Raw genomic sequence first — 22,956 nt, 5'->3', positions numbered from 1 at the left:
ATGAAAGAAACCATAAAAACAAAAGTTTTGCTCTTTATGGAACAAAGTCGTAAAAAAAGTTTTTCGATGGAAGAACTAGCTGAGAATCTTGAATTACAAAAAAGTGAAGATTTTAAAGCACTTGTACAAACAGTTGCGATGATGGAAAGAGAAAAATTGATTGTTTTCAATAAAAAAGGGAAGATTAAACTTCCTCAACAACAAATAGTCGTTGAAGGAACTTTCCGTGCAAATAGCCGTGGGTTTGGTTTTGTCACGATTGATCCAGAAGAAGAAGATATCTTTATCCCAAAAGAAGCAACTGGATATGCGATGGATGGAGACATCGTTGCGATTGATATTATTAAACCTGCGGACCCATTTAGCGATCGTGGAGCAGAAGGTAAAGTCGTAGAAGTTCGCCAACGTCAAGCAACACAAGTAGTTGGAGAGTTTACAGCTTTCCAAGAAGAAGAGGTTGCTGAAACTGATTTATATGGTGTAGTAAAACCAAAAGATAAGAAATTGGAAGAATTAAAGGTCTATGTCGCAGCAGAAGGCGTTCGTCCCGTTGACGGTAGCATTGTAGTGGTTGAAATTACTCATTATCCAGAAAAAGGATACGCTACAAGTTTAGAAGGCATAGTAAAACAAGTTGTAGGACACAAAAATGATCCAGGGATGGATATTTTGTCTATCGTGATTGCTAATGGAATTCCAACCCAGTTTCCCAACGAAGTATTAGCAGAAGCAGATGCCGTACCAGATTCAATTGATCCTAGTAAATTTCCAGAACGTCGTGACTTGCGTGCTCAAATGATTGTCACGATTGATGGGGAGGATGCTAAAGATTTAGATGATGCTGTGACTGTACGTAAACTAACGAATGGTAATTACTTTTTAGGCGTTCATATTGCAGATGTTTCATATTATGTAACCACAGATAGTCAATTAGATAAAGAAGCATTTGAGCGAGGTACAAGTGTGTATTTAACTGATCGAGTAATTCCGATGTTGCCACAACGTTTATCAAATGGTATTTGTTCGTTGAATCCTAAAGTTCCTCGCTTGGCAATGAGCTGTGAAATGGAAATTACTGATCAAGGGCAGGTTGTCTCACATGAGATTTTCCAAAGTATCATTCAAACAACAGAACGAATGACTTATACAGCGGTTAATCAGATATTAGAAGAGCAAGATCCAGAAATAATGGCTCGTTATCAAGAATTAGTGCCAATGTTTCAAGAAATGGGCGAGTTACATCATATTTTAGAAGCTATGCGCACTCGTCGTGGGGCGGTATCTTTTGAAGATAATGAAGCAAAAGTGTTAGTAGATAGTGACGGACACCCTTTAGATATTATTTTACGTAAAAGAGGGATTGGTGAACGATTAATTGAATCCTTCATGCTAGCAGCAAATGAAACAATTGCTCGACACTTTAATGAACGTCACTTGCCATTTATTTATCGAATTCATGAAGATCCTAAAGAAGAAAAACTCCGTCGTTTCTTTGACTTTGCTTCAGCATTAGGAATTATTGTCAAGCAAACAAAAGGTTCAATTACCCCAAAGGATTTACAACAGATTGTTGAAGATACCGCAGAGCGACCAGAAGCAATGGTGATTAACACGATGCTGTTGCGTAGTATGCAACAAGCAAAATATTCTGAGAATAATTATGGTCATTATGGATTGGCTGCAGAGGATTACACTCATTTTACTTCACCAATTCGTCGTTACCCGGATTTAATTGTGCATCGTTTGATTCGTGCTTATGCGCAAGATATTTCTGAAGAAACGCAAGCGATTTGGGCAGAAAAATTACCAGATATAGCTGTCCATAGTTCACAAATGGAACGTCGAGCTGTTGATGCAGAGCGAGAGGTAGATGCTTTGAAAAAAGCTGAATTTATGGCAGATCATATTGACGAAGAATTTGAAGGGATTATTAGTTCTGTAGTGAAATTTGGAATATTTGTTGAATTGCCCAATACTATTGAAGGATTAATTCATATCAATGACTTAAAACAAGATTATTTCCATTATTTAGAATCGCATTTAGCATTGGTTGGCGAGCGGACAGGCATGACATTTAAAATTGGTCAAAAAGTACGTATTCGCGTAGTTAAAGCTGATCCTGAAACAAGAGAAATCGATTTTGAATTAGTTGAGGCGGAAGAAACAGAAAGCTTACAAAGAGAACAAAATCGTCATCAACGTCGTCGTAAACCAAAAGAAAACGATGCTATGAATCATAAAAATAAAAAAGAACACAAACCGAAAAAAAATCAACGACCTAAAGGAAAACCAAAAAAAGGAAAAAAAGCACCTTTTTATAAAGGCGTGGCCAAAAAGAAGGGAAAATAACTGTAAGTAAATGGAGGTAAGAGGATGCCAAAAGGTGAAGGAAGGCTAATTGCGCAAAATAGAAAAGCAAGACATGACTATACGATTGTTGATACAATCGAGGCAGGTATTGTTTTACAAGGGACAGAAATTAAATCTATCCGTAACAGCCGTATCAATCTAAAAGATGGTTTTGTACGAATTCGTAATGGTGAGGCATTTCTTTATAATGTGCATATTAGTCCGTATGAGCAAGGAAATATTTTTAACCATGACCCTTTGCGTACGCGTAAATTATTGTTGCATAAAAAACAAATTGCGAAATTAATCGGCGAAACGAAAAACACAGGGATGACTATCGTCCCTCTGAAAGTTTACATTAAAGATGGTTATGCAAAGGTTCTAATTGGCTTAGCTAAAGGGAAAAAAGATTATGATAAACGTGAAACTTTGAAGCGTAAAGATCAAGACCGTCAATTGCAGAGAGTAATCAAAAACTTCTGACATTTCTTGTTATTTTAGTAGGAATTTGATTTCTATTGCACAAGAAATATGATACTATTTACTCAAACGAAAGTGAAAGCGTTAAGGGTTTCAATGATAAGTTGGTATATCATTACTAAATTTATAACAACGTGGATTTTCTATTCGTTTTTCAAATAAGGCATTTTGTCTAGTTTTTGCTGAAAATGCTTTGAAATTTTTCTTCTACGGTGGTATGATACCGATTGTTAAGTAAACTATGAACAAAAATGCACAAGCGTTTATGTCATAGCGTAGAAGACTATAGGAAGAGAGGTGAGAATATTGGAAGAACGTTCACTACTGTTTCAGATAGGGCCGGTATGGTTTGATGGGACAGTTATTTTGATGACACTACTTACGTGCATCATCGTATTTTCGATTGTCTTTGTTTGTACTCGCAATTTACAGATGAAGCCAAAAGGAAAACAAAATTTTATTGAATACGTCATTGACTTTGTGAGAGGAATTGCTTCTGATCAATTACCTAAAAACGAAGTTAACAACTATCATTTTTTGGCCTTTACCTTGTTTTTCTTTATTTTGATTGCTAATGAAATTGGTCTAGTTACTAAAATTGTGACCAATCATGAAGTCAGCTTATGGAAAAGCCCCACAGCTGATCCAATCGTGACGTTAAGTTTGGCTTTTATGGTTATCGTATTAACTAACTTCTTAGGAGTCAAAAAGCTAGGATTAAAAGGGTATATTAAAAATTCCTTTTTAACGCCCGTGAGTATCATTTTGCCAATTAAATTGTTAGAAGAATTCACTAATGTAATTAGTTTAGGATTACGTTTGTACGGAAATATTTTTGCAGGTGAAGTTCTTTTAAGTTTGATTGTTTCTATGGTAAATAATCTGGGTTGGATCGCGTTACCACTAGCTATCCCATTAGAAATGACTTGGATTGGGTTCTCCTTATTCATTGGAGGAATTCAAGCTTATGTATTTGTTACATTAACAATGGTATTTTTAAGTCACAAAATTGACGTAGAACACTAACATATTGTTTATATTTTAGGAGGAAGAAATATTATGGAATTTATCGCAGCAGGAATGGCAATTATCGGATCAGCTCTAGGAGCAGCTTATGGTAACTCACAAGTTGTTAAACAAGCATTGGAATCAATGGCTCGCCAACCAGAAATGGCAAAAGAATTACGTTCAACAATGATTTTAGGTATGGCGTTTATCGAAGCTGTGCCAATCTTGGGTATTGTTATTGCTTTACTTCTTGTTTTATAAGACACCAAATAAAGCAGAAGTTATAAATCTTCTGCTTTTTTTGTGACACATGAAGTGTATTTACAAGAAACAAAATTTCAAGTAAAGGAGTTACAGTATATGCTAAATCACTTGGTTCTGTCATCGGCAGAAGTGCATAATACAATGATCAGTAATTTTGTTGTTGTTACAGGCTCATTTGTTCTCTTGCTTGTGCTTTTGAAGATTTTTGCATGGGACTCCATCGCAGCAATCATGAAAAAACGGGAAGATAAGATTGCGAATGATTTAGATTCAGCAGAAAAATCTCGGATTGAAGCAGCAAAACTAGAAGAAGAACGTCAAATGCACTTGGCAAATTCTCAAACTGAAGCTGCCGAGATTATAAAAAATGCACGAGATAGTGGAGAATCAAGCCGCCAAACAATTTTGAAAGATGCCGAAGCAGAAGTCACTCAGATGAAGGACAAAGCGCACAATGACATCGTTAATGAGCGTCAAGCTGCGTTATCATCTGTGAAAGATGAAGTAGCTGATCTTTCTCTTCAAATTGCAGAAAAAATCTTAAATCAAGAACTATCTCTAGATTCTCATAAAGCATTGATTGATCAATGTATTGATGGATTAGGAACAACCAATGAAACTAGATAAAATTACCGTTGCTAAACGTTACGGCAAAGCGTTATTTGAATTGGCGGTCGAATCTCAACAAGCCGAAGACGTGTACAATGAGTTATTGAAACTACGACAAATATTTGAAGATATCCCTGAATTAGGAGACTTATTAAGTGACGTTCGATTAGATTTAAACGAAAAACGTAACGTAATGGATAATCTTGTAAAAGGTTTCGATGGAATCGTTCGCGATGCTTTAGAAGTTATCTATCAATATAATCGTATGTACGACATGCTATTAATTATCGATGAATATGAGAGATTATTCAATGATAGTAAAAATATTGTTTTAGGAAGTGTAACCACAGCGGTACCACTTACAAACGAACAAAAAGTGAAACTAACTCAAAAAATAGCCAAACAATTAGGCTATCAAAAAGCAGAGCTAACGGAACAAGTTGATCCCAACATACTTGGTGGTGTGATTGTTGAAGCCAATCATCATATCATTGATGGGAGTATTAGAAGCCGTTTAGAATATTTGCGAAAAGAATTACGCAAATAATACAAACAGTAAGAGGTGAATCGAATGGCCATTAAAGCAGAAGAAATCAGTGCTTTGATTAAAGATCAGATAAAAAATTATCAAAGTAAGATTTCCGTCGAAGAAGTAGGAACGGTTACTTACATTGGTGATGGAATTGCCCGTGCGCATGGTTTAGAAAATGCGATGAGTGGCGAATTGCTTGAATTTTCAAATGGTGCTTTCGGTATGGCGCAAAATTTAGAGTCTAATGATGTAGGGATCATTATTTTAGGAGATTTTGAATCCATTCGCGAAGGCGATACAGTAAAACGAACAGGTCGTATTATGGAAGTACCTGTAGGGGAAGCTTTAATTGGTCGTGTAGTTAATCCGTTGGGACTACCAATCGATGGCTATGGTCCAATTAAAACAGATAAATTCCGTCCAGTAGAAGCTGAAGCACCAGGTGTTATGCAACGTAAATCAGTTTCTGAGCCAATGCAAACTGGTTTAAAAGCGATTGATGCACTTGTGCCAATCGGTCGTGGACAACGTGAATTAGTTATCGGTGACAGAAAAACTGGGAAAACATCGATTGCAATTGATACAATTATCAACCAAAAAGGCCAAGATATGATTTGTATTTATGTGGCAATTGGACAAAAAGACTCAACAGTTCGTACACAAGTAGAAACGCTACGTAAATATGGTGCGATGGACTATACAATCGTGGTGTCTGCAGGGGCATCTCAGCCTGCACCATTGTTATATATCGCTCCTTATGCTGGAACAGCCATTGGAGAAGAGTTCATGTATAACGGTAAGCATGTATTAATTGTTTTTGATGACTTATCAAAACAAGCAGTTGCTTATCGTGAACTTTCATTATTACTACGTCGTCCTCCAGGTCGTGAAGCTTATCCAGGAGATGTTTTCTACTTACATTCTCGTTTATTAGAACGTGCTGCAAAATTAAGTGATGATTTAGGTGGCGGTTCAATGACTGCTTTACCATTTGTTGAAACGCAAGCAGGAGATATTTCAGCTTATATTCCGACAAACGTTATTTCAATTACTGATGGTCAAATTTTCTTAGAAAGTGATTTATTCTATTCAGGTGTTCGTCCTGCCGTAGCTGCGGGCTTATCCGTATCACGTGTAGGTGGTTCTGCGCAAATTAAAGCAATGAAAAAAGTTGCTGGAACCTTACGTCTAGATTTAGCTAGTTACCGTGAATTAGAAGCTTTCACTCAATTTGGTTCTGATCTAGATGCAGCGACACAAGCAAAATTAAATCGTGGTCGTCGTACCGTTGAAATTTTAAAACAAAAATCACATTCTCCACTTCCTGTTGAAAAACAAGTTGTTATCTTATATGCTTTAACGCGTGGTTTTATTGATAGTGTGCCTGTTAATAGTATTTTGGACTTTGAAGCAGAGTTGTTTGATTATTTGGAAGCAAATTATGCACAATTATTTGAAACAATTCGCACAACTCATGATTTACCAGCAGAAGCTGATTTAAACCAAGCTATTAAAGAATTTTTAGAGTTGTTTATGGCAGGAAAAAGTAGTCAAAATAAAGAATTTATTAAAGAGCATTTAGCAACGATGGAGCAATCGTAAACGAGGTGAAGAATAATGGGTGCTTCTCTAAATGAAATAAAACAACGGATTACTTCCACAAAGAAGACCAGTCAAATCACCAGAGCGATGCAAATGGTATCGGCTTCGAAACTGACGAAATCAGAAGCGCACTCTAATCAGTTTCAAATTTATGCTAAAAAAGTGCGTGAATTAGTAACGCATATTACCAAAAGTCAGTTGATTGAGATGGAAAAATCAGAAAAGAAACAAGAACTAGATTTTAATAGTATGTTAGTTAGTCGGCCAGTGAAAAAAACAGGCTACATTGTTATTACTTCAGATGGTGGATTAGTTGGTGGCTATAATAGTTCTATTTTAAAACAAATGATGACAATGTTGGCAAAAGACCATAAATCTTCTAACGAATATGTAATGATTTCAATTGGAGCTACTGGTGCAGAATTTTTTAAAGCACGAGACATCTCCTTAGCTTATGAGTTACGTAATTTATCAGATCAACCAAGCTTTGAAGAGGTAAGAAAAATTGTCAATATGACTGTTTCAATGTATCAAAATGAAGTGTTTGACGAGTTATATGTATGTTACAACCATCATGTCAATTCATTAACCAGTCAATTTCGTATGGAAAAAATGTTACCTATTACAACAATTAATCCAGACGAAGCAAAAACTTATGAGCAAGAGTACATTTTTGAACCTTCGAAAGAAGCAATTTTAAACCAATTACTTCCACAATATGCAGAAAGTTTGATTTATGGTGCAATTGTTGATGCAAAAACTGCTGAGCATGCTGCTGGTATGACAGCAATGAAAACCGCAACAGATAATGCAGGAAATATTATTGATGATTTAACGATTTCTTATAATCGTGCACGTCAAGGGGCAATTACCCAAGAAATTACTGAAATTGTGGGTGGAGCAGCAGCTCTCGAATAATTTCGTGAATGAATGGAGGAAAACAAATGAGTTCAGGCAAGATTGTTCAAGTCATCGGTCCCGTAGTTGACGTGGAATTTTCTTTGGATCAATCTTTACCAGATATCAACAATGCGTTGATTGTCTACAAAAAGAATGATGAAAAAACAAAAGTTGTACTTGAAACAGCATTAGAACTTGGTGATGGTGTCGTGCGTACGATTGCAATGGCGTCTACAGATGGTTTGCAACGTGGTACGGAAGTCATTGATACAGGAGCTTCAATTTCTGTTCCTGTTGGAAAAGAAACATTAGGCCGTGTATTTAATGTTTTAGGAGATACAATTGATTTAAATGAACCGTTTCCGGAAAATATCGAGCGTAACGGGATTCATAAAAAAGCCCCTGATTTTGATGAATTAAGTACAAGTACAGAAATTCTTGAAACTGGGATTAAAGTTATCGACTTGCTAGCTCCTTACTTAAAAGGTGGAAAAGTCGGATTATTCGGTGGTGCTGGTGTAGGTAAAACCGTATTAATCCAAGAACTAATTAATAATATTGCGCAAGAACATGGTGGGATTTCAGTGTTTTCGGGTGTCGGTGAGCGTACTCGTGAAGGTAATGACCTTTATTATGAAATGAAAGAATCTGGAGTTATTGAAAAAACAGCCATGGTTTTTGGTCAAATGAATGAACCGCCAGGCGCACGTATGCGTGTAGCCCTAACTGGTTTGACTATTGCAGAATATTTCCGTGACGTTGAAGGACAAGATGTATTATTATTTATTGATAATATTTTCCGTTTTACTCAAGCTGGTTCGGAAGTTTCAGCTTTATTAGGTCGTATGCCTTCAGCCGTAGGTTATCAGCCAACATTAGCTACTGAAATGGGTCAATTACAAGAACGTATTACATCAACGAAAAAAGGTTCTATTACATCCATTCAAGCAATTTATGTTCCTGCTGATGACTATACTGACCCTGCTCCAGCAACGGCATTTGCGCATTTAGATGCAACAACTAACTTAGAGCGTAAATTAACAGAACAAGGAATTTATCCTGCGGTGGATCCTCTAGCCTCTTCTTCAAGTGCATTAGCTCCTGAAATTGTTGGTGAAGAGCATTATCAAGTGGCTAGTGAAGTCCAACGTACACTGCAACGCTATCGTGAATTACAAGATATTATCGCTATCTTAGGGATGGACGAATTATCTGATGAAGAAAAAGTGTTGGTATCACGCGCTCGTCGTATTCAATTCTTTTTATCACAAAACTTCCACGTAGCGGAACAGTTTACCGGCCAACCAGGTTCATATGTTCCGATTAAGGAAACAATTAAAGGTTTTAGAGAAATCCTTGATGGAAAATATGATGAACTTCCAGAAGAAGCTTTTCGTAGTGTCGGACGTATCGAAGAAGTCGTTGAAAAAGCGAAAAACTTAGGATACTAGAAAGAGGTGCCTTATGGATCAACATTTGACGGTCAATATTGTGACACCTAATGGCGTGGTGTATGATCACCATGCAAAAATCGTTGTTGTAAAGACAATCGATGGTGAAATGGGGATTTTGCCTCACCATGCTCCAATTATTGCGCCATTGATTATTGATGAAGTACGAGTAAATCGAATAGACTCAGAAAAACATATTGACTGGGTAGCCGTAAATGGTGGCATTATGGAAGTTCGTGATAATGTTCTAACAATTATTGCAGATAGTGCTGAACGTGAACGTGAAATTGATATTGCACGTGCGCAACGAGCGAAAGAGCGTGCAGAACGAATGATTGCTGAAGCGAAAGCCCATGATAATGTCGATGAATTAAAACGTGCTACTGTCGCTTTGCATCGCGCTTTGAATCGAATTAATGTTTCGAATCATCTTTAAAAGTGAGAACTTTCTCTTTATGAGAAGGTTCTTTTTTTTCATAATTATTTAAAGACTAAAAAAAATATAATGCTATGAAATATAGATTTGCCAAAGTTTTTAGTCTATTGCAATTATGAAGAAAACATTAGAAAGTTTTTTAAAAAGTGTTTTAAAAACTTTTTACAGGAACAATATTTTTTTATTTTCTGAATCTATGGTATTATCTATATGTTGAATTTTTGTAAAGAAGGGGTTTTTATATGCAAGTTTATGGTATTGATGCATTCATCCGAATTGTTAGTCATTTGGCTTTTATTTATCTAACTTTTTGGGCGTTAGGTTCTGTAAGAATCGAAACATTTTTTAAAGCCCTTCATACTACCCAAATTCGCTTAATTCTTGTTTTAATTTCTGTAGCAATTGGCTTTACTGCCAGCAATTTTTTTCTAGAAATTATTATTTTGTGCAAGAATTTATTCTTAGTAGGCTTTTAAAAGTTCTGCTTACTATTTAAAATAAGATGAATATGCTATAATAAAAAAGATTTTGATTGAAATGTTACATAGCGTTCTATTTGGAGGGAACAAGATGGAAGAGATTATCGTTCAAGGTGGTAATCAGTTAAAAGGAACTGTAAAAATTGAAGGAGCAAAGAATGCGGTTTTACCGATCTTAGCTGCCAGCTTATTAGCGGAAGAAGGTACCACAACATTAAGAAATGTCCCAATTCTTTCAGATGTATTTACAATGAATAAAGTAATTCAACACTTAAATGTAGATATTGATTTTGATACTGATAAAAATGAAGTCACAATTGATGCATCACGACAATTAGAAATTGAAGCTCCATATGAATATGTAAGTAAGATGCGTGCATCAATCGTTGTAATGGGTCCTTTATTGGCACGTAATGGACACGCTAAAGTTGCTATGCCAGGTGGATGTGCGATTGGAAAACGTCCAATTGATTTACACTTAAAAGGTTTTCAGGCACTGGGTGCTAAGATTATTCAAAAAGATGGCTATATTGAAGCAATTGCAGACCAATTAAAAGGAAACAATATTTATTTAGATTTTCCAAGTGTAGGAGCTACTCAAAATATTATGATGGCTGCTGTTAAAGCACAAGGTACAACTACTATTGATAATGTAGCTAGAGAACCTGAAATTGTGGATCTTGCTAACATTTTAAATAAAATGGGTGCTAAAATTTACGGAGCAGGAACGGAAACAATGCGTATTGAAGGGGTTGACCATCTTCATGCAGTTGACCATGCAATTGTTCAAGACCGTATTGAAGCCGGAACGTTTATGGTAGCTGCTGCAATGACAGAAGGAAATGTGCTGATTCAAGATGCTATTTCTGAACATAATCGCCCGTTATTGTCTAAATTAATAGAAATGGGTGCAAAAGTAATTGAAGAAGACAATGGTGTACGAATCATTGGACCGAAAGAATTAAAAGCAACAGATATTAAAACGATGCCGCATCCTGGTTTCCCAACAGACATGCAAGCGCAAATGACTGCCATTCAAGTACTTGCTAACGGTACAAGTGTTGTAACTGAGACTGTTTTTGAAAATCGCTTCCAACATTTAGATGAAATGGTTCGTATGAATGCTCATGTGAAGATTGATGGGAACGTAGCAATTATTGAAGGTGGACATCAATTACAAGGTGCTTTAGTTTATGCAACTGATTTACGTGCAGCCGCAGCCTTGATTTTAGCAGGATTAAAAGCTACTGGACGTACGCGCGTTCGTAATTTGAAATATTTGGATCGTGGATATTATAAGTTCCATGAAAAACTTCAAAAATTAGGTGCAAATGTCGAGCGAGTGAATGGCTCCGAAGAAACTGTAGAAGAAGCGGTTGTTACACAATCATAAGGAGGATGGCAGAATGGAAATAAGTGAAGACATTCTAAAGACCCTAATTAAAATTCTATCCATCGTATTCGGTGCAATTTTGCTGTTTTTCATTGGTTTAATGATTGGTTATGGTGTTATTGGGGATGGTTCTCCATTCCATGTTTTCAACCGTGAACTCTGGCAACATATTTTAGACTTTTTTAATATATAATTTAAGGAGAAAGACAGGATTAGCTACTGTTTTTCTCTTTTTGTTTTAGTGTTTTTATATTTGTATCAAAAATAAAAAACAGCTATACTTTGAATGAAAAGAGGGAAAAAAATGCAAAAAATTTTAATATATTTTGTTCAAGGATATCAACGTTTCATTTCACCATTATTTCCACCAAGTTGCCGCTATTATCCAACTTGTTCGAGCTATATGATTGATGCCATTCAAGTTCATGGTGCAATGAAGGGTGTTTTGATGGGAACTTCGCGAATTTTGCGGTGCCATCCATTTGTTCGCGGTGGTATTGACTATGTGCCACGAAACTTTACTTTGAAAAGAAATACGATAGATGAAAACCGTCCTAATTATACGTACCGAAAAGAAAATAAAAAATGAAACAATTTCACAATGTGAAGTTGTTTTTCATTTTTTTATGAAAATTTAGTATCTTTGATTAGTGAAACTGCAATGAAAAATGATTATTTAAGCTTGCTCTTATCAATTTATTATTAGATTGTCAAAATGTATAAAATATTCTGAAAATTCATTGACAATTACTGAAAAATTCTGTATATTAATTTCATACTCAGGGGAGTAAAAAGGGAGGAACTCAGTATGAAAAAGAAATTTGCATTTTTATTTGCTAGTTTGTTTTTGCTAGGTGCTTGTAGCGCAGGCCCAAGCGGTGGCGGTAGCTCAAACGGCAACTCAGGTGGCGGTAACACACAAGAAGGTGACACAATCAAAATTGGTTTGAACCTTGAATTGTCTGGAGCAGTTGCCGGATACGGAACACAAGAAAAAGAAGGCGTTGAATTAGCAGTTGAAAAAATCAATGCTGATGGTGGTATCTTAGGTAAAGAAGTTGAATTAGTAGTAAAAGATAATAAATCTGATAGTAATGAAGCGGCTACGGCAGCAGCTAACTTAACAACGAACGATGGTGTTGTTGCAATTATTGGTCCAGCAACGACTGGAGCAAGTAAAGCTGCTATTCCGAATGTTACAAAAGCACAAGTACCAATGATTACACCTTCAGGTACAGATGATGCAATTACTGTTAATGGAGACAAAGTACAAGAGTATGTTTTCCGTTCTTGTTTCCAAGATAGCTTCCAAGGTGTTATCTTAGCAAATTACGCTGATGAAACGTTATCAGCAGGAAAAGCAGTTATTTTTGGAGATAATTCAAGTGATTATGCTATTGGTTTAACAAAAGCCTTTGAAAGTGCTTATGATGGGGAAGTTGTTTTAAGAGAAAACTTCACAAAAAATGATAAAGATTTCCAAGCTCAGTTAACTAAAATTAAAAATGCTGACTTTGATGTATTGTATTTGCCAGGCTACTATGAAGAAGCCGGATTGATTATTAAACAAGCTCGTGAAATGGGGATTGAACAACCGATTTTAGGTGCGGATGGTTTTGGTGATGAAAAAATGATTCAACTTGCAGGTGCTGCAAATGTATCAGATGTATTCTATACAGGTCACTTCTCTGCATTAGCTCCAGCAAACGATACTGTACAACCATTTATTGATGCATTTAAAGAAAAATATGGTAAAGAGCCATCTACTTTCAATGCGTTGGCATATGATGCAATGTTCATGATTAAGTCAGCAATTGAATCACAAGACTCTGCTGATTCAGCAGCAATTACAAAAGGTCTTGCTGAGTTGAAAGACTTTGTTGGTATTACAGGTAACATTACAATGGATGCAAACCATAACCCAGAAAAATCAGCTGTTGTTATCGGTTTTACAGATGGTAAAGAAAGTTCAGCTGATACAGTAAGTCCATAATTGGATGAATTGAACAAATAAGAGCTGGGACAAAATCAAACAATCGGTTTTGTCACAGCTTTTATTTTTGTTACAGTGGTTAAAAAAGTAATAAAAATGAACTATTTGGATGTGATAAAGATGGAAGTAATGATCCAGCAACTAATTAATGGACTATTTCTAGGTAGCATTTATGCCTTGATGGCGTTAGGCTACACAATGGTCTATGGAATTATTAAACTTATTAACTTTGCTCATGGCGAAATCTATATGATTGGGAGTTTTATCGGATACTTTTTGATTAATTCTTTTAATACTTGGGGAATTTTACCAAATGCGTGGGGCTTTTTTATAGCAATGCTTATTTCAATGGCAGCCAGTGCTTTGTTAGGTGTCGTTGTAGAATTTTTAGCGTATCGGCCTTTAAGAAAATCAACAAGAATTGCTGCATTAATTACAGCAATTGGGGTATCTTATTTATTACAAAATGTAATGATTTATTTCTTCTCACCAGATACTCGTCCGTTTCCACAGGCAATTGCACGAAAAACATTTTCGATTGGTTTTGTTTCAGTAAGTAATATTCAATTATTGATTTTAGGTATTTCAGTAGCATTAATGATTTTGTTACAACTAATTGTTCAAAAAACTCGTATGGGAAAGGCTATGCGTGCGGTAAGTGTTGATACAGATGCAGCTCAATTAATGGGAATTAACGTAAACCGAACTATCTCGTTTACTTTTGCTTTAGGTTCAGCTTTAGCTGCAGCTGGTGGTATGTTAATTGGTTTATATTATAACTCAATTGATCCAATGATGGGTGTGGCGCCTGGTTTGAAATCTTTTGTTGCGGCAGTTTTAGGTGGAATTGGTATTATTCCAGGAGCAGCCCTAGGTGGCTTTGCGATTGGTTTAATTGAAACGATGTCTACTGCTTTAGGTTTTTCTGATTACAAAGATGCACTCGTATATGCAGTCTTAATTATAATTTTATTGATTCGTCCAGCTGGAATTCTTGGCAAAAATATTAAAGAGAAAGTGTAGGTGTCAGCAATGAAGAAAAATTTAAAATACAATCTGACATGGTTAGCAATTGCGGCTGTCATCTATTTTGGTTTATTTGCTTTATACAATGGTGGCATAATCAATTTATTTACGGATGCGATTATTGCTAATATTGGTATTAATATTATTTTAGCAGTGAGTTTGAACTTAATTATCGGTTTTTCTGGTCAATTTTCGCTAGGTCATGCTGGCTTTATGGCTATCGGAGCATACGCTACAGCGATTATAACGCGTGATAATCCAACATTTGGTGGCTTTGCAATGGGCATTCTTTTAGGAATGTTGTTAGCTGGTGTGATTGCTTTAGCTGTAGGGATTCCAACATTACGCTTAAAAGGAGATTATTTAGCGATTGCTACATTGGGGATTTCAGAGATTATTCGTATTTTAATAATTAATCTGAGTGATATTACGAATGGTCCAGCAGGAATTTTTGGCTTACCACAATTTAGTAATTGGCAAGTTATTTTTATTATGATGGTATTGTCTGTTTTAATTGTTTCTAACTTCATTCATAGTGGTCCAGGTCGTGCGACTCTATCTGTTCGTGAAGATGAAATTGCTGCCGAATCGATGGGGGTCAACACAACTAAATATAAAGTTACGGCTTTTGTATTAGGAGCTGTATTGGCAAGTGTTGCGGGTTCATTATTTGCTAGTTATCAACAATCTGTATTTCCACAAGATTATGGGTTTATGAAGTCTATTGATGTCTTGATTATTGTTGTATTTGGTGGTATTGGTAGTACAACAGGTGCCGTTTTAGCAGCTGTCGTATTAGGTTTCTTAAATATGTATCTCCAAGATTTTGGAAACTTGCGTATGATTATTTACGCTTTAGCTATTATTGCAATTATGATTTTCAAACCAAGTGGCTTGTTGGGAACATGGGAATTTTCAGTCAAACGTATCTTTAATAAATTTTCTAAAAAGGAGGATGACTCAAATGCCTCTACTAACAGTTAATCAATTAACAAAAAATTTCGGTGGTCTTGCCGCTGTTTCACATGTCAATATCACATTAGAAAATAATGAATTAGTCGGTTTAATCGGTCCAAACGGTGCTGGGAAGACGACACTATTTAATCTACTAACAGGTGTTTATGAACCAAGTAGTGGAGATGTATTGTTAGATATGGATGGTAAAGAAGCGCGCTTAAATGGAATTAAACCTTATAAGATTGCAGATTTAGGTTTATCTAGAACTTTTCAAAATATTCGTTTATTTAAAGATTTGACAGTTATGGATAATGTCTTAATTGCGATGAATTCCAAAAATAAAGAAGGCTTCTTTAGTACAATTTTACGTTTACCGAAATTTTATCAAACTGAAGAAATGATGCGACAAAAAGTACGCGAACTTTTAAGTATCTTTGATTTAGAAGATAAAGAGGAAACATTAGCTAAGAATTTACCATATGGCCAACAACGTCGATTAGAAATTGTGCGAGCATTAGCAACGAATCCTAAAATTCTTTTCCTAGACGAGCCTGCAGCTGGGATGAATCCACAAGAAACTGCTGAATTAACAAAATTAATTCGTCAAATTCAAAAAGATTTTGGTTTAACAATTGTCTTAATTGAACATGATATGAATTTGGTTATGGATGTTTGTGAACGTATTTATGTGTTAGAATATGGTCAAGTTATCGCTGAAGGAAATCCAGATGAAATTAAGAATAATCCTCGTGTAATTGAGGCTTATCTAGGAGGGGAAATTTAATGTTAAAAGTTGATAATCTATCGGTTCGTTACGGTATGATTCAAGCCGTGCATAACGTTTCCTTCCACGTAAACCAAGGCGAGATTGTTTCATTGATTGGCGCAAATGGTGCGGGAAAAACAACGATTTTAAGAACTATATCAGGATTGATTCGTCCATCAGAAGGTTCAATTACATTTGAAGAACAAGCGATTGAGAAAGCTGCACCACAACGGATTGTTGCTTCTGGTCTGTCTCAAGTGCCAGAGGGGCGTCATGTTTTTGCTGGCTTGACAGTTCAGGAAAATTTAGAAATGGGTGCATTTTTACGCAAAGATAATAATATCAAAGCTGATTATGAACAAGTTTTTGCCAAGTTTCCTGTTTTAAAAGAACGTAAAAATCAAGATGCAGCAACCTTATCTGGTGGAGAACAACAAATGTTAGCGATGGGCCGTGCATTGATGTCTAAGCCTAAACTATTATTGTTAGACGAACCGTCAATGGGATTAGCACCAATTTTCATCCGTGAAATTTTTTCTATTATTCAAGAAATTCAACAACAAGGAACGACTGTCTTGTTGATTGAACAAAATGCACACATGGCTTTATCGATTGCTGATCGAGGATACGTATTAGAAACAGGTAAAGTGGTTCTTGAAGGAACGGGACAAGAATTGCTATCTAGTGAAGCTGTCAAGAAAGCATACTTAGGAGGGTAAAGAATGAGCGTAAGTGATTTTATGGCCACAGATTTAGTTACTGTAACGCCTGACACACCAATTTTTGATGCAGTAGATTTGATGAAAAAGCATGACATTCATCGTTTACCAGTTTTAGAAAATAATCAATTAGTAGGATTGATTACAGAAGGAATCATTCAAGAAGCGATGCCTTCAAAAGCGACAAGCTTGAGCGTTTATGAAGTTAATTATTTGTTAAACAAAACAACTGTACGCGATGTAATGATAAAAGATATCGAGACGATTTCGCCAGATGCATTGCTGGAAGATGCCATTGCATTAATGCGTGCGAAAAATATTGGTGTATTACCAGTTGTAGAAGGTTCAAATTTACAAGGAATCATTACCAATAATGATATTTTCGATGCTTTTCTAAAAATCACTGGTTATAACAATGGTGGTACGCGAGTAACCATACAAATTACTGAAGACCAAAAAGGAATTTTAGCTGATATTGCAAAACTATTAGCAAATAATGACTTTAGTATTGCAACAATTGTAGTCAATCGTGTAAGTGATGCGACAATTCTTGAAATTCAAGTGGAATCTCAAGAAGTTGTTACTATTCGACAAGCTTTAGAAGAAGCGGGTTACAATGTTGTAAATGCTGTATTAACGAATCAATAAAGATAAAACAGCTCCTCAAAAATGTTTGAGGAGCTGTTTTTTCCTGAAAATAGCAAAGAAGTGCAGTTTCTACTAGGAAATAAATAAATTTATGATAGAATGTAACTCGAGGTGAAAATTTTGAAAAAAAATAAAGACATTGAAGTACGCATTGAGGATACAAAAAAAACAATTAGCGGTTCAACTTATGATGTAACTGAGTTATATATTGGGAAGAAAAAAATTGGCGAAGTTTTAGCATACGGACCAAAGGAATTTCAAAGTTTTATGGATAATGAAGAATTAGGTGCAAGTAAGAGTTTAGATCTTGCAATTGAGTCGATTATCCGTCAATGGAACTTACATGAATAATTTCTAGAAATAGTAAAAAAAACTTGAAAAAAAGTGTTGCAAAGTAAAAAAGAATATTGTATTATAACTAAGTCAGGTTGATTAAACAACCTTTTGGAGGAGTAGCGAAGTGGCTAAACGCGACGGACTGTAAATCCGTTCCTTAGGGTTCAGTGGTTCGAATCCACTCTCCTCCACCATTGGGGTATAGCCAAGCGGTAAGGCAAGGGACTTTGACTCCCTCATGCGTTGGTTCGAATCCAGCTACCCCAGTTTTTATGGACACGTTTAAGACGTGTCTTTTTTTATTTGAATAAATTTTAATTTTACGATACTCTAAATAAAAAGGAGTGTTTAAGATGAAACTACCATTTAATTTAAAAGAAAAAATAACAGAAACAGCTGAACACATTCATGAAATCTCTAAGAAAGATGTTACAGTTAATTTGTTGAGAAAAGATGTAAAGGTAACACGGCCACGTCCAACTAAACATACCATCAAGTGGCGCTCTAAAAACTACTAAACGAGAAAACTTTCAACAGTTTTATGTTGAAAGTTTTTTTTATAACGAGTTTTGTTGGAATTTCGCGAGATAGTAGATATAATAAAGAGAAAAGAAGGAGGGGATAAAAAAATGGGAGATACATTGCCTGTATATATTCAAATACATGATGCAATTAAGGAAAAAATTGAAGCAAATTATTGGAAAATAGGAGATCGTCTTCCTTCAGAACGCGAACTATCTACCCAATTTGGTGTAAGTCGAATGACACTACGTCAAGCTATTCAAACATTAGCTGATGATGGGATTCTTGAAAGAAAGATTGGTTCAGGGACGTATGTTGCACGTAGAAAAGTTCAAGAAAAAATGACGGGCACAACCAGCTTTACCGAAATTATGTTGTCGCAAGGAAGAGTGCCATCTAGTCGCGCTATTTCTTATTTCTTTACTTCTCCAAGTTCTAGTGAGATGGATAAGTTACACTTAAAAAAAGATGATATTATTTTGAGAATGGAACGTATTCGTTTGGCAGATGATATTCCGATTTGTTTTGAAGTTGCGAGTGTACCTGAACAATTAATTCGTAAATATAGTAAATCAGAAATCACTTCATCTCTTTATCGAACGCTAGAAGAAAAGGGAGAGAAAAAAATTGGGGGTGCAAATCAAACTATTTCAGCAATGATTGCATCAGAAAAAATTGCTGATTATTTAGACATCAAAAAAGGCGATGCCATTTTACGCATGAGACAAGTTTCTTTTTTATCAGACGGGCAACCCTTTGAGTATGTTCGTAGTCAATATGTGGGTAATCGTTTTGAGTTCTTTTTAGACAAATAAAACAAGCTGGAGCATGCTTCAGCTTGTTTTATTTGTTATAGGAATCTCTACATAGGAATATTCCCCATCTTCAAATGATACTTGACCATTTAACAAATCGATAACTGCTTGTTTAAAACCTTCTTCATTTTGTACCATGACACATAAGGTAATACTTTCTAAAAATTGAGTATTTTTAACGAAAAGTTGATTTTGATCCAAGAAATGTTGTAACTTTCCTAATAATGGATAGTCTATTTGCACAAAAATTTCTTTTTGAAGTTTCCCCTCAACAATACCGATTTCATTTAATGCATGAGAAACAGCACTTGAATAGGCACGAATGAGTCCACCAGAACCAAGTTTTGTTCCACCAAAATAGCGAGTAACCACTGCTACGACATTAAGTAATTCGTTTTTTTTCAAAACTTCTAACATAGGGACTCCGGCAGTACCGCTTGGTTCGCCATCATCGCTCGAACGTTGAACTTCATTTTTTTCACCTAATACAAAGGCACTGCAATTATGGTTAGCTTTCCAATGTTCTTTTTTTAATGATTGAATAAAATCTTTTGCTTCATCTTCTGATTCAATTCGTTTTAATGAACAAATAAAGCGTGATTTTTTAATTTCTATTTCACTTTGTCCATCTTCTTTAATGGTCAAATAGGTCTCAATCAAGATAGCTCACTCCTTTTCTCTAGTATAGAAAAAAAGTGATCAATTTTCAAATGGATGCAAGTCTTGCAATTTAGTTATGAAAGCGTAATAATAAATATAAGGAGGGGTAAACCATGGTGAGACGTAAAAAAAAGTATGATGTTATTACAAATTATCTAGCAAATAATGGTGGTTCGCAAGTGACGTTAACGTTTACTCAATTTGACGAATTATTATTTCCAGCGAATGGTTTACCTAGAACTGCTAGAATAACGCTTGACTGGTGGGCAAATGATTATAAACATCCTGAAAAAGGAGCCTATGCATGGATTAATGCAAAATATGAAGTAGTTCATGTTAATTTAGAGAAAGAATATGTTGTATTTCGTCCATTAGTGAAATCAACTTGGCTAGAGCTAAGTTGAAGGAAGCGTTGACAAAGAATAAGTTTATTTTATAATAGAATTATGGGTTGTTATTAAATACTATAATGATAATTAATATTGAATGATTAAGGGGAGATTTATCATGGCAAAAAAAACCATTATGTTAGTATGTTCAGCAGGAATGAGTACCAGTTTATTAGTGACAAAAATGCAACAAGCGTCCGAGGCGAAAGGTTTAGATACGGATATTTTTGCAGTGTCAGCATCTGATGCAGACAATTACTTGGCCAATAAAGATGTTAATGTGTTGCTATTAGGTCCTCAAGTTCGTTTTATGAAAGGCGATTTCGAAAAACGCCTAGCACCAAAAGGCATTCCTTTAGAAGTAATCAACATGGCAGATTACGGAATGATGAATGGTGAGAAAGTATTACAACAAGCGTTAGATTTGATTGGCGAATAATTCACCCCTTCATAAATAAAAATTAGTAAAGCGAGGAAATCGATAAAATTTCCTCGCTTTTTTGCGTAGTTATAAGTAGGAGGGATGCTGAGATGAATGAGTTAGGTAGACAAATTGCTCTTTCTAAAAATGAATTGCCTGCACCACTAGCTAATATGGTTTTACGGGAAGCCATTGATTTAGCACAGGGGAGATGTCAGCGATGTGGAAGTCTATTTTCTAAGCAAGAACAGTTATTGCCAAATGGAAATTATTATTGTGTAGATTGCTTACAATTTGGACGTTTGACAACTGAAGATGTTTTACTGTCTAAAGAAGAAACAGAATACAAACATCGTAAGGTTATTTTTAACTGGCAAGGAACATTAACACCACCACAACAAGAGATTGCGGACACTATTTTAGAAAATAGACAAAAAAAGCAACATTTTTTGATTTGGGCTGTTACGGGATCAGGAAAAACTGAAATGATCTTTCCAATTATCAAACAGGTATTATCAATAGGAGGACGTGTGGGTGTTGCTTCACCAAGAATAGATGTCTGTCGTGAGCTGTTTCCAAGAATTCAACAGGCGTTTCCTAAAGAAAACACGTTATTATTGTATGGTGATTCAGAAGAAAAATATCGTTATAGTAAACTAACTGTCTGCACAACCCATCAATTATTTCACTTTTATCACGCATTTGATTTACTAATTGTAGATGAAATTGATGCTTTTCCTTATGAAGGTAATCCCCAATTACGTTTTGCAGTGGACCAAGCAATTAAACCGATAGGCCACTATATATATTTAACTGCAACACCATCCCAACAGCTATTAAAAGAAGTCCAAGATACTTTTGCAATTATGAAGTTACCCATTCGTTATCACCGACGTCCTTTAATTAATCCAGAGGTCTGTTGGTATGAATATTGGCAGACATGTTATCAGCGTAAATGGAAATTAAGAAAATTGCTTCGTTTGTTAAACGAATTACTCAAAAATAATGCAGTTTTAGTATTTTGTCCTAGCATCATTTATATGAAGAAACTATATGCAGCAGTCAAAGTGCATTTTCTACCAGAGATGATTGCTTGTGTATCATCCCAAGATGCGCAACGAAAAGAAAAAGTGCAGGCAATGAGGGAGCAAGTATATCGAGTATTGTTTACTACAACCATTCTTGAAAGAGGGGTGACTTTTGAAAAAGTTTCGGTGATTATTATGGGAGCTAATCATCCGGTTTATACAAAATCAGCACTTGTTCAAATTGCTGGTAGGGTTGACCGCAAAGGTGATTTTAACTATGGTCGAGTTATTTTTTTCTTGAATCAACAAACAACGGCAATTCGTCAAGCTTGTCGAGAAATTAAAGAAATGAATGATTTGGCAAAACAGGTGGTAGACTAATGCGATGTAATTGGTGTCAAAAAATAATTATTCGTAATTTGACCATGCAAGAACTATTCTGGCCTTTTCATCTAGAAGAAGCTAGATGTCCATCCTGTTCAGAATCACTTTCAACTATCACTTCATTAAGCTGTCCAACATGTAAAAAGGTCGGAAAATCGACACAATGCCAGGATTGTTTGCGTTGGCATAAAATTTATCCAGCTTATAATTTTAAACATGAAGCTTTTTTTCAATATGATGAGTCCTTTCAACAATGGATTCATCAATACAAGTTTTTAGGAGACTATCGTTTGCGAAAAACATTTGTTGCTGAATTGCGTCATTTTTTCAAGAGAGAAAAATTTGATATCGTTTGTGCGATTCCTTTATCTCAAGAACGTTATCTTAAGCGTGGTTTCAACCAAGTAGAAGGTATGCTAGAAGCAGCCAATATTAAAGTAGAAAAGATACTAGAGAAAAAAATCAATACGTTACCACAAGCAGAAAAAAACCGTGCAGAAAGGTTGCTAACACCACAACCATTTGACGTTGTAGCTAAAGAAAATCAGCTTAAAGGAAAACGAGTTTTATTAGTCGATGATGTCTATACAACAGGACGAACTTTATTCCATGCAGCCGATGCTCTAATTCCTTATCAGCCAAGAGAAATAAGAACTTTATCTTTAGCAAGATAAAATATTTTCTGTTTTTGATACCGATTTCTTTTGCATTTATAACAAAGTTCGATATAATAGAAATAAGAAGAGGAATATAGAGTGGTCCTTATTCCTCTTTAATTGGTAGATGAAA

Annotated in this window: 28 protein-coding genes and 2 tRNA genes; 29 read left to right on the top strand and 1 reads right to left on the bottom strand. The window is 35.4% G+C overall.

Translation table 11 applies throughout. The annotated features are described in order from the left end of the window. The 25 genes from rnr to AC4BC5_RS02460 all read left to right on the top strand — a co-directional run bounded on the left by rnr (position 1) and on the right by AC4BC5_RS02460 (position 19,285). The gene (gene rnr / locus AC4BC5_RS02580) at positions 1 to 2,349 is read left to right on the top strand and encodes a ribonuclease R (RefSeq protein WP_490496614.1); all 2,349 of its coding nucleotides are present in this window, start codon (positions 1 to 3) and stop codon (positions 2,347 to 2,349) included. Between the two features lie 24 nt (positions 2,350 to 2,373). Further along, a complete protein-coding gene (gene smpB, locus AC4BC5_RS02575) occupies positions 2,374 to 2,832 on the top strand; it encodes an SsrA-binding protein SmpB (protein ID WP_490496613.1) in 459 nt (152 codons plus the stop codon). 303 nt (positions 2,833 to 3,135) lie between these two features. After that, positions 3,136 to 3,855, top strand: coding sequence for a F0F1 ATP synthase subunit A (atpB, locus tag AC4BC5_RS02570; protein ID WP_490496612.1), 720 nt, complete (start codon positions 3,136 to 3,138; stop codon positions 3,853 to 3,855). 33 nt (positions 3,856 to 3,888) lie between these two features. Next, entirely contained in the window at positions 3,889 to 4,098 is a 210-nt protein-coding gene (gene atpE, locus AC4BC5_RS02565) for an ATP synthase F0 subunit C (protein WP_016174576.1), read from the top strand. Between the two features lie 99 nt (positions 4,099 to 4,197). Further along, positions 4,198 to 4,728, top strand: a complete 531-nt coding sequence (gene atpF, locus AC4BC5_RS02560; RefSeq protein ID WP_490496611.1) for a F0F1 ATP synthase subunit B — start codon at positions 4,198 to 4,200, stop codon at positions 4,726 to 4,728. Continuing rightward, a complete protein-coding gene (locus AC4BC5_RS02555) occupies positions 4,715 to 5,257 on the top strand; it encodes a F0F1 ATP synthase subunit delta (protein ID WP_490496610.1) in 543 nt (180 codons plus the stop codon). Before atpF ends, AC4BC5_RS02555 begins: the two co-directional genes overlap by 14 nt. Positions 5,258 to 5,281: 24 nt before the next feature. Continuing rightward, positions 5,282 to 6,844, top strand: coding sequence for a F0F1 ATP synthase subunit alpha (atpA, locus tag AC4BC5_RS02550; RefSeq protein WP_490496609.1), 1,563 nt, complete (start codon positions 5,282 to 5,284; stop codon positions 6,842 to 6,844). 15 nt (positions 6,845 to 6,859) lie between these two features. After that, on the top strand, positions 6,860 to 7,762 hold the full coding sequence (locus AC4BC5_RS02545) for a F0F1 ATP synthase subunit gamma (protein ID WP_490496608.1): 903 nt from the start codon (positions 6,860 to 6,862) through the stop codon (positions 7,760 to 7,762). Between the two features lie 26 nt (positions 7,763 to 7,788). Continuing rightward, positions 7,789 to 9,195 (top strand): F0F1 ATP synthase subunit beta, encoded by a 1,407-nt coding sequence (gene atpD, locus AC4BC5_RS02540; protein ID WP_490496607.1) that lies wholly within the window; start codon positions 7,789 to 7,791, stop codon positions 9,193 to 9,195. 13 nt (positions 9,196 to 9,208) lie between these two features. Further along, on the top strand, positions 9,209 to 9,631 hold the full coding sequence (locus AC4BC5_RS02535; protein WP_490496606.1) for a F0F1 ATP synthase subunit epsilon: 423 nt from the start codon (positions 9,209 to 9,211) through the stop codon (positions 9,629 to 9,631). A 242-nt stretch (positions 9,632 to 9,873) separates the two neighbouring features. Next, positions 9,874 to 10,107 (top strand): DUF1146 family protein, encoded by a 234-nt coding sequence (locus AC4BC5_RS02530; protein WP_490496605.1) that lies wholly within the window; start codon positions 9,874 to 9,876, stop codon positions 10,105 to 10,107. A 94-nt stretch (positions 10,108 to 10,201) separates the two neighbouring features. Beyond that, positions 10,202 to 11,503, top strand: a complete 1,302-nt coding sequence (murA, locus tag AC4BC5_RS02525; RefSeq protein ID WP_490496604.1) for a UDP-N-acetylglucosamine 1-carboxyvinyltransferase — start codon at positions 10,202 to 10,204, stop codon at positions 11,501 to 11,503. Between the two features lie 13 nt (positions 11,504 to 11,516). Next, on the top strand, positions 11,517 to 11,696 hold the full coding sequence (locus AC4BC5_RS02520; RefSeq protein WP_207941103.1) for a DNA-directed RNA polymerase subunit beta: 180 nt from the start codon (positions 11,517 to 11,519) through the stop codon (positions 11,694 to 11,696). Positions 11,697 to 11,807: 111 nt separating this feature from the next. Beyond that, positions 11,808 to 12,092: a membrane protein insertion efficiency factor YidD gene (gene yidD / locus AC4BC5_RS02515; RefSeq protein ID WP_490496603.1), complete on the top strand. Its 285-nt coding sequence runs from the start codon at positions 11,808 to 11,810 to the stop codon at positions 12,090 to 12,092. Between the two features lie 219 nt (positions 12,093 to 12,311). Beyond that, positions 12,312 to 13,496, top strand: coding sequence for an ABC transporter substrate-binding protein (locus AC4BC5_RS02510; protein WP_490496602.1), 1,185 nt, complete (start codon positions 12,312 to 12,314; stop codon positions 13,494 to 13,496). A 120-nt stretch (positions 13,497 to 13,616) separates the two neighbouring features. Then, complete coding sequence (locus tag AC4BC5_RS02505; protein ID WP_490496601.1) at positions 13,617 to 14,519, top strand: branched-chain amino acid ABC transporter permease; 903 nt, start codon at positions 13,617 to 13,619, stop codon at positions 14,517 to 14,519. A 9-nt stretch (positions 14,520 to 14,528) separates the two neighbouring features. Then, entirely contained in the window at positions 14,529 to 15,506 is a 978-nt protein-coding gene (locus AC4BC5_RS02500; RefSeq protein WP_490496600.1) for a branched-chain amino acid ABC transporter permease, read from the top strand. Continuing rightward, positions 15,487 to 16,263, top strand: coding sequence for an ABC transporter ATP-binding protein (locus tag AC4BC5_RS02495; RefSeq protein ID WP_490496599.1), 777 nt, complete (start codon positions 15,487 to 15,489; stop codon positions 16,261 to 16,263). Before AC4BC5_RS02500 ends, AC4BC5_RS02495 begins: the two co-directional genes overlap by 20 nt. Then, entirely contained in the window at positions 16,263 to 16,964 is a 702-nt protein-coding gene (locus AC4BC5_RS02490) for an ABC transporter ATP-binding protein (RefSeq protein ID WP_490496598.1), read from the top strand. The genes AC4BC5_RS02495 and AC4BC5_RS02490 overlap by 1 nt, the downstream gene beginning before the upstream one ends. Positions 16,965 to 16,967: 3 nt before the next feature. Further along, positions 16,968 to 17,612 (top strand): CBS and ACT domain-containing protein, encoded by a 645-nt coding sequence (locus tag AC4BC5_RS02485; RefSeq protein ID WP_490496597.1) that lies wholly within the window; start codon positions 16,968 to 16,970, stop codon positions 17,610 to 17,612. A 117-nt stretch (positions 17,613 to 17,729) separates the two neighbouring features. Then, a complete protein-coding gene (locus AC4BC5_RS02480; protein ID WP_490497488.1) occupies positions 17,730 to 17,963 on the top strand; it encodes a DUF2969 domain-containing protein in 234 nt (77 codons plus the stop codon). A 95-nt stretch (positions 17,964 to 18,058) separates the two neighbouring features. After that, positions 18,059 to 18,142 (top strand) — tRNA-Tyr (locus tag AC4BC5_RS02475). 1 nt (position 18,143) lies between these two features. After that, a tRNA-Gln gene (locus tag AC4BC5_RS02470) sits at positions 18,144 to 18,215 on the top strand. Positions 18,216 to 18,301: 86 nt separating this feature from the next. Continuing rightward, positions 18,302 to 18,466 carry a hypothetical protein gene (locus AC4BC5_RS02465; RefSeq protein WP_490496596.1) on the top strand — a complete coding sequence of 55 codons (165 nt, stop codon included), beginning with the start codon at positions 18,302 to 18,304 and terminating at the stop codon, positions 18,464 to 18,466. A gap of 111 nt (positions 18,467 to 18,577) precedes the next feature. Further along, on the top strand, positions 18,578 to 19,285 hold the full coding sequence (locus AC4BC5_RS02460; RefSeq protein ID WP_490496595.1) for a GntR family transcriptional regulator: 708 nt from the start codon (positions 18,578 to 18,580) through the stop codon (positions 19,283 to 19,285). 18 nt (positions 19,286 to 19,303) lie between these two features. Here AC4BC5_RS02460 and AC4BC5_RS02455 read toward each other — a convergent pair whose 3' ends face one another. Beyond that, complete coding sequence (locus AC4BC5_RS02455) at positions 19,304 to 19,945, bottom strand: YigZ family protein (protein ID WP_490496594.1); 642 nt, start codon at positions 19,943 to 19,945, stop codon at positions 19,304 to 19,306. A 113-nt stretch (positions 19,946 to 20,058) separates the two neighbouring features. On the opposite strand from AC4BC5_RS02455, the gene AC4BC5_RS02450 reads away from it, so the two are divergent. The 4 genes from AC4BC5_RS02450 (at position 20,059) to AC4BC5_RS02435 (ending at position 22,841) form a co-directional block, all read left to right on the top strand. Further along, positions 20,059 to 20,349 (top strand): DUF7662 domain-containing protein, encoded by a 291-nt coding sequence (locus tag AC4BC5_RS02450; RefSeq protein WP_490496593.1) that lies wholly within the window; start codon positions 20,059 to 20,061, stop codon positions 20,347 to 20,349. Between the two features lie 103 nt (positions 20,350 to 20,452). Next, the gene (locus tag AC4BC5_RS02445; RefSeq protein WP_490496592.1) at positions 20,453 to 20,773 is read left to right on the top strand and encodes a PTS sugar transporter subunit IIB; all 321 of its coding nucleotides are present in this window, start codon (positions 20,453 to 20,455) and stop codon (positions 20,771 to 20,773) included. A 92-nt stretch (positions 20,774 to 20,865) separates the two neighbouring features. Continuing rightward, positions 20,866 to 22,164 carry an ATP-dependent helicase ComFA gene (locus tag AC4BC5_RS02440; protein ID WP_490496591.1) on the top strand — a complete coding sequence of 433 codons (1,299 nt, stop codon included), beginning with the start codon at positions 20,866 to 20,868 and terminating at the stop codon, positions 22,162 to 22,164. Beyond that, positions 22,164 to 22,841 carry a ComF family protein gene (locus AC4BC5_RS02435; RefSeq protein ID WP_490496590.1) on the top strand — a complete coding sequence of 226 codons (678 nt, stop codon included), beginning with the start codon at positions 22,164 to 22,166 and terminating at the stop codon, positions 22,839 to 22,841. Before AC4BC5_RS02440 ends, AC4BC5_RS02435 begins: the two co-directional genes overlap by 1 nt. Positions 22,842 to 22,956: the final 115 nt, after the last annotated feature.

It is taken from the genome of Enterococcus sp. AMC2644 (assembly GCF_058216475.1).
The sequence above is the reverse complement of the archived record's forward strand: the minus strand, read 5'-3'. Positions and strand labels throughout refer to the sequence as shown.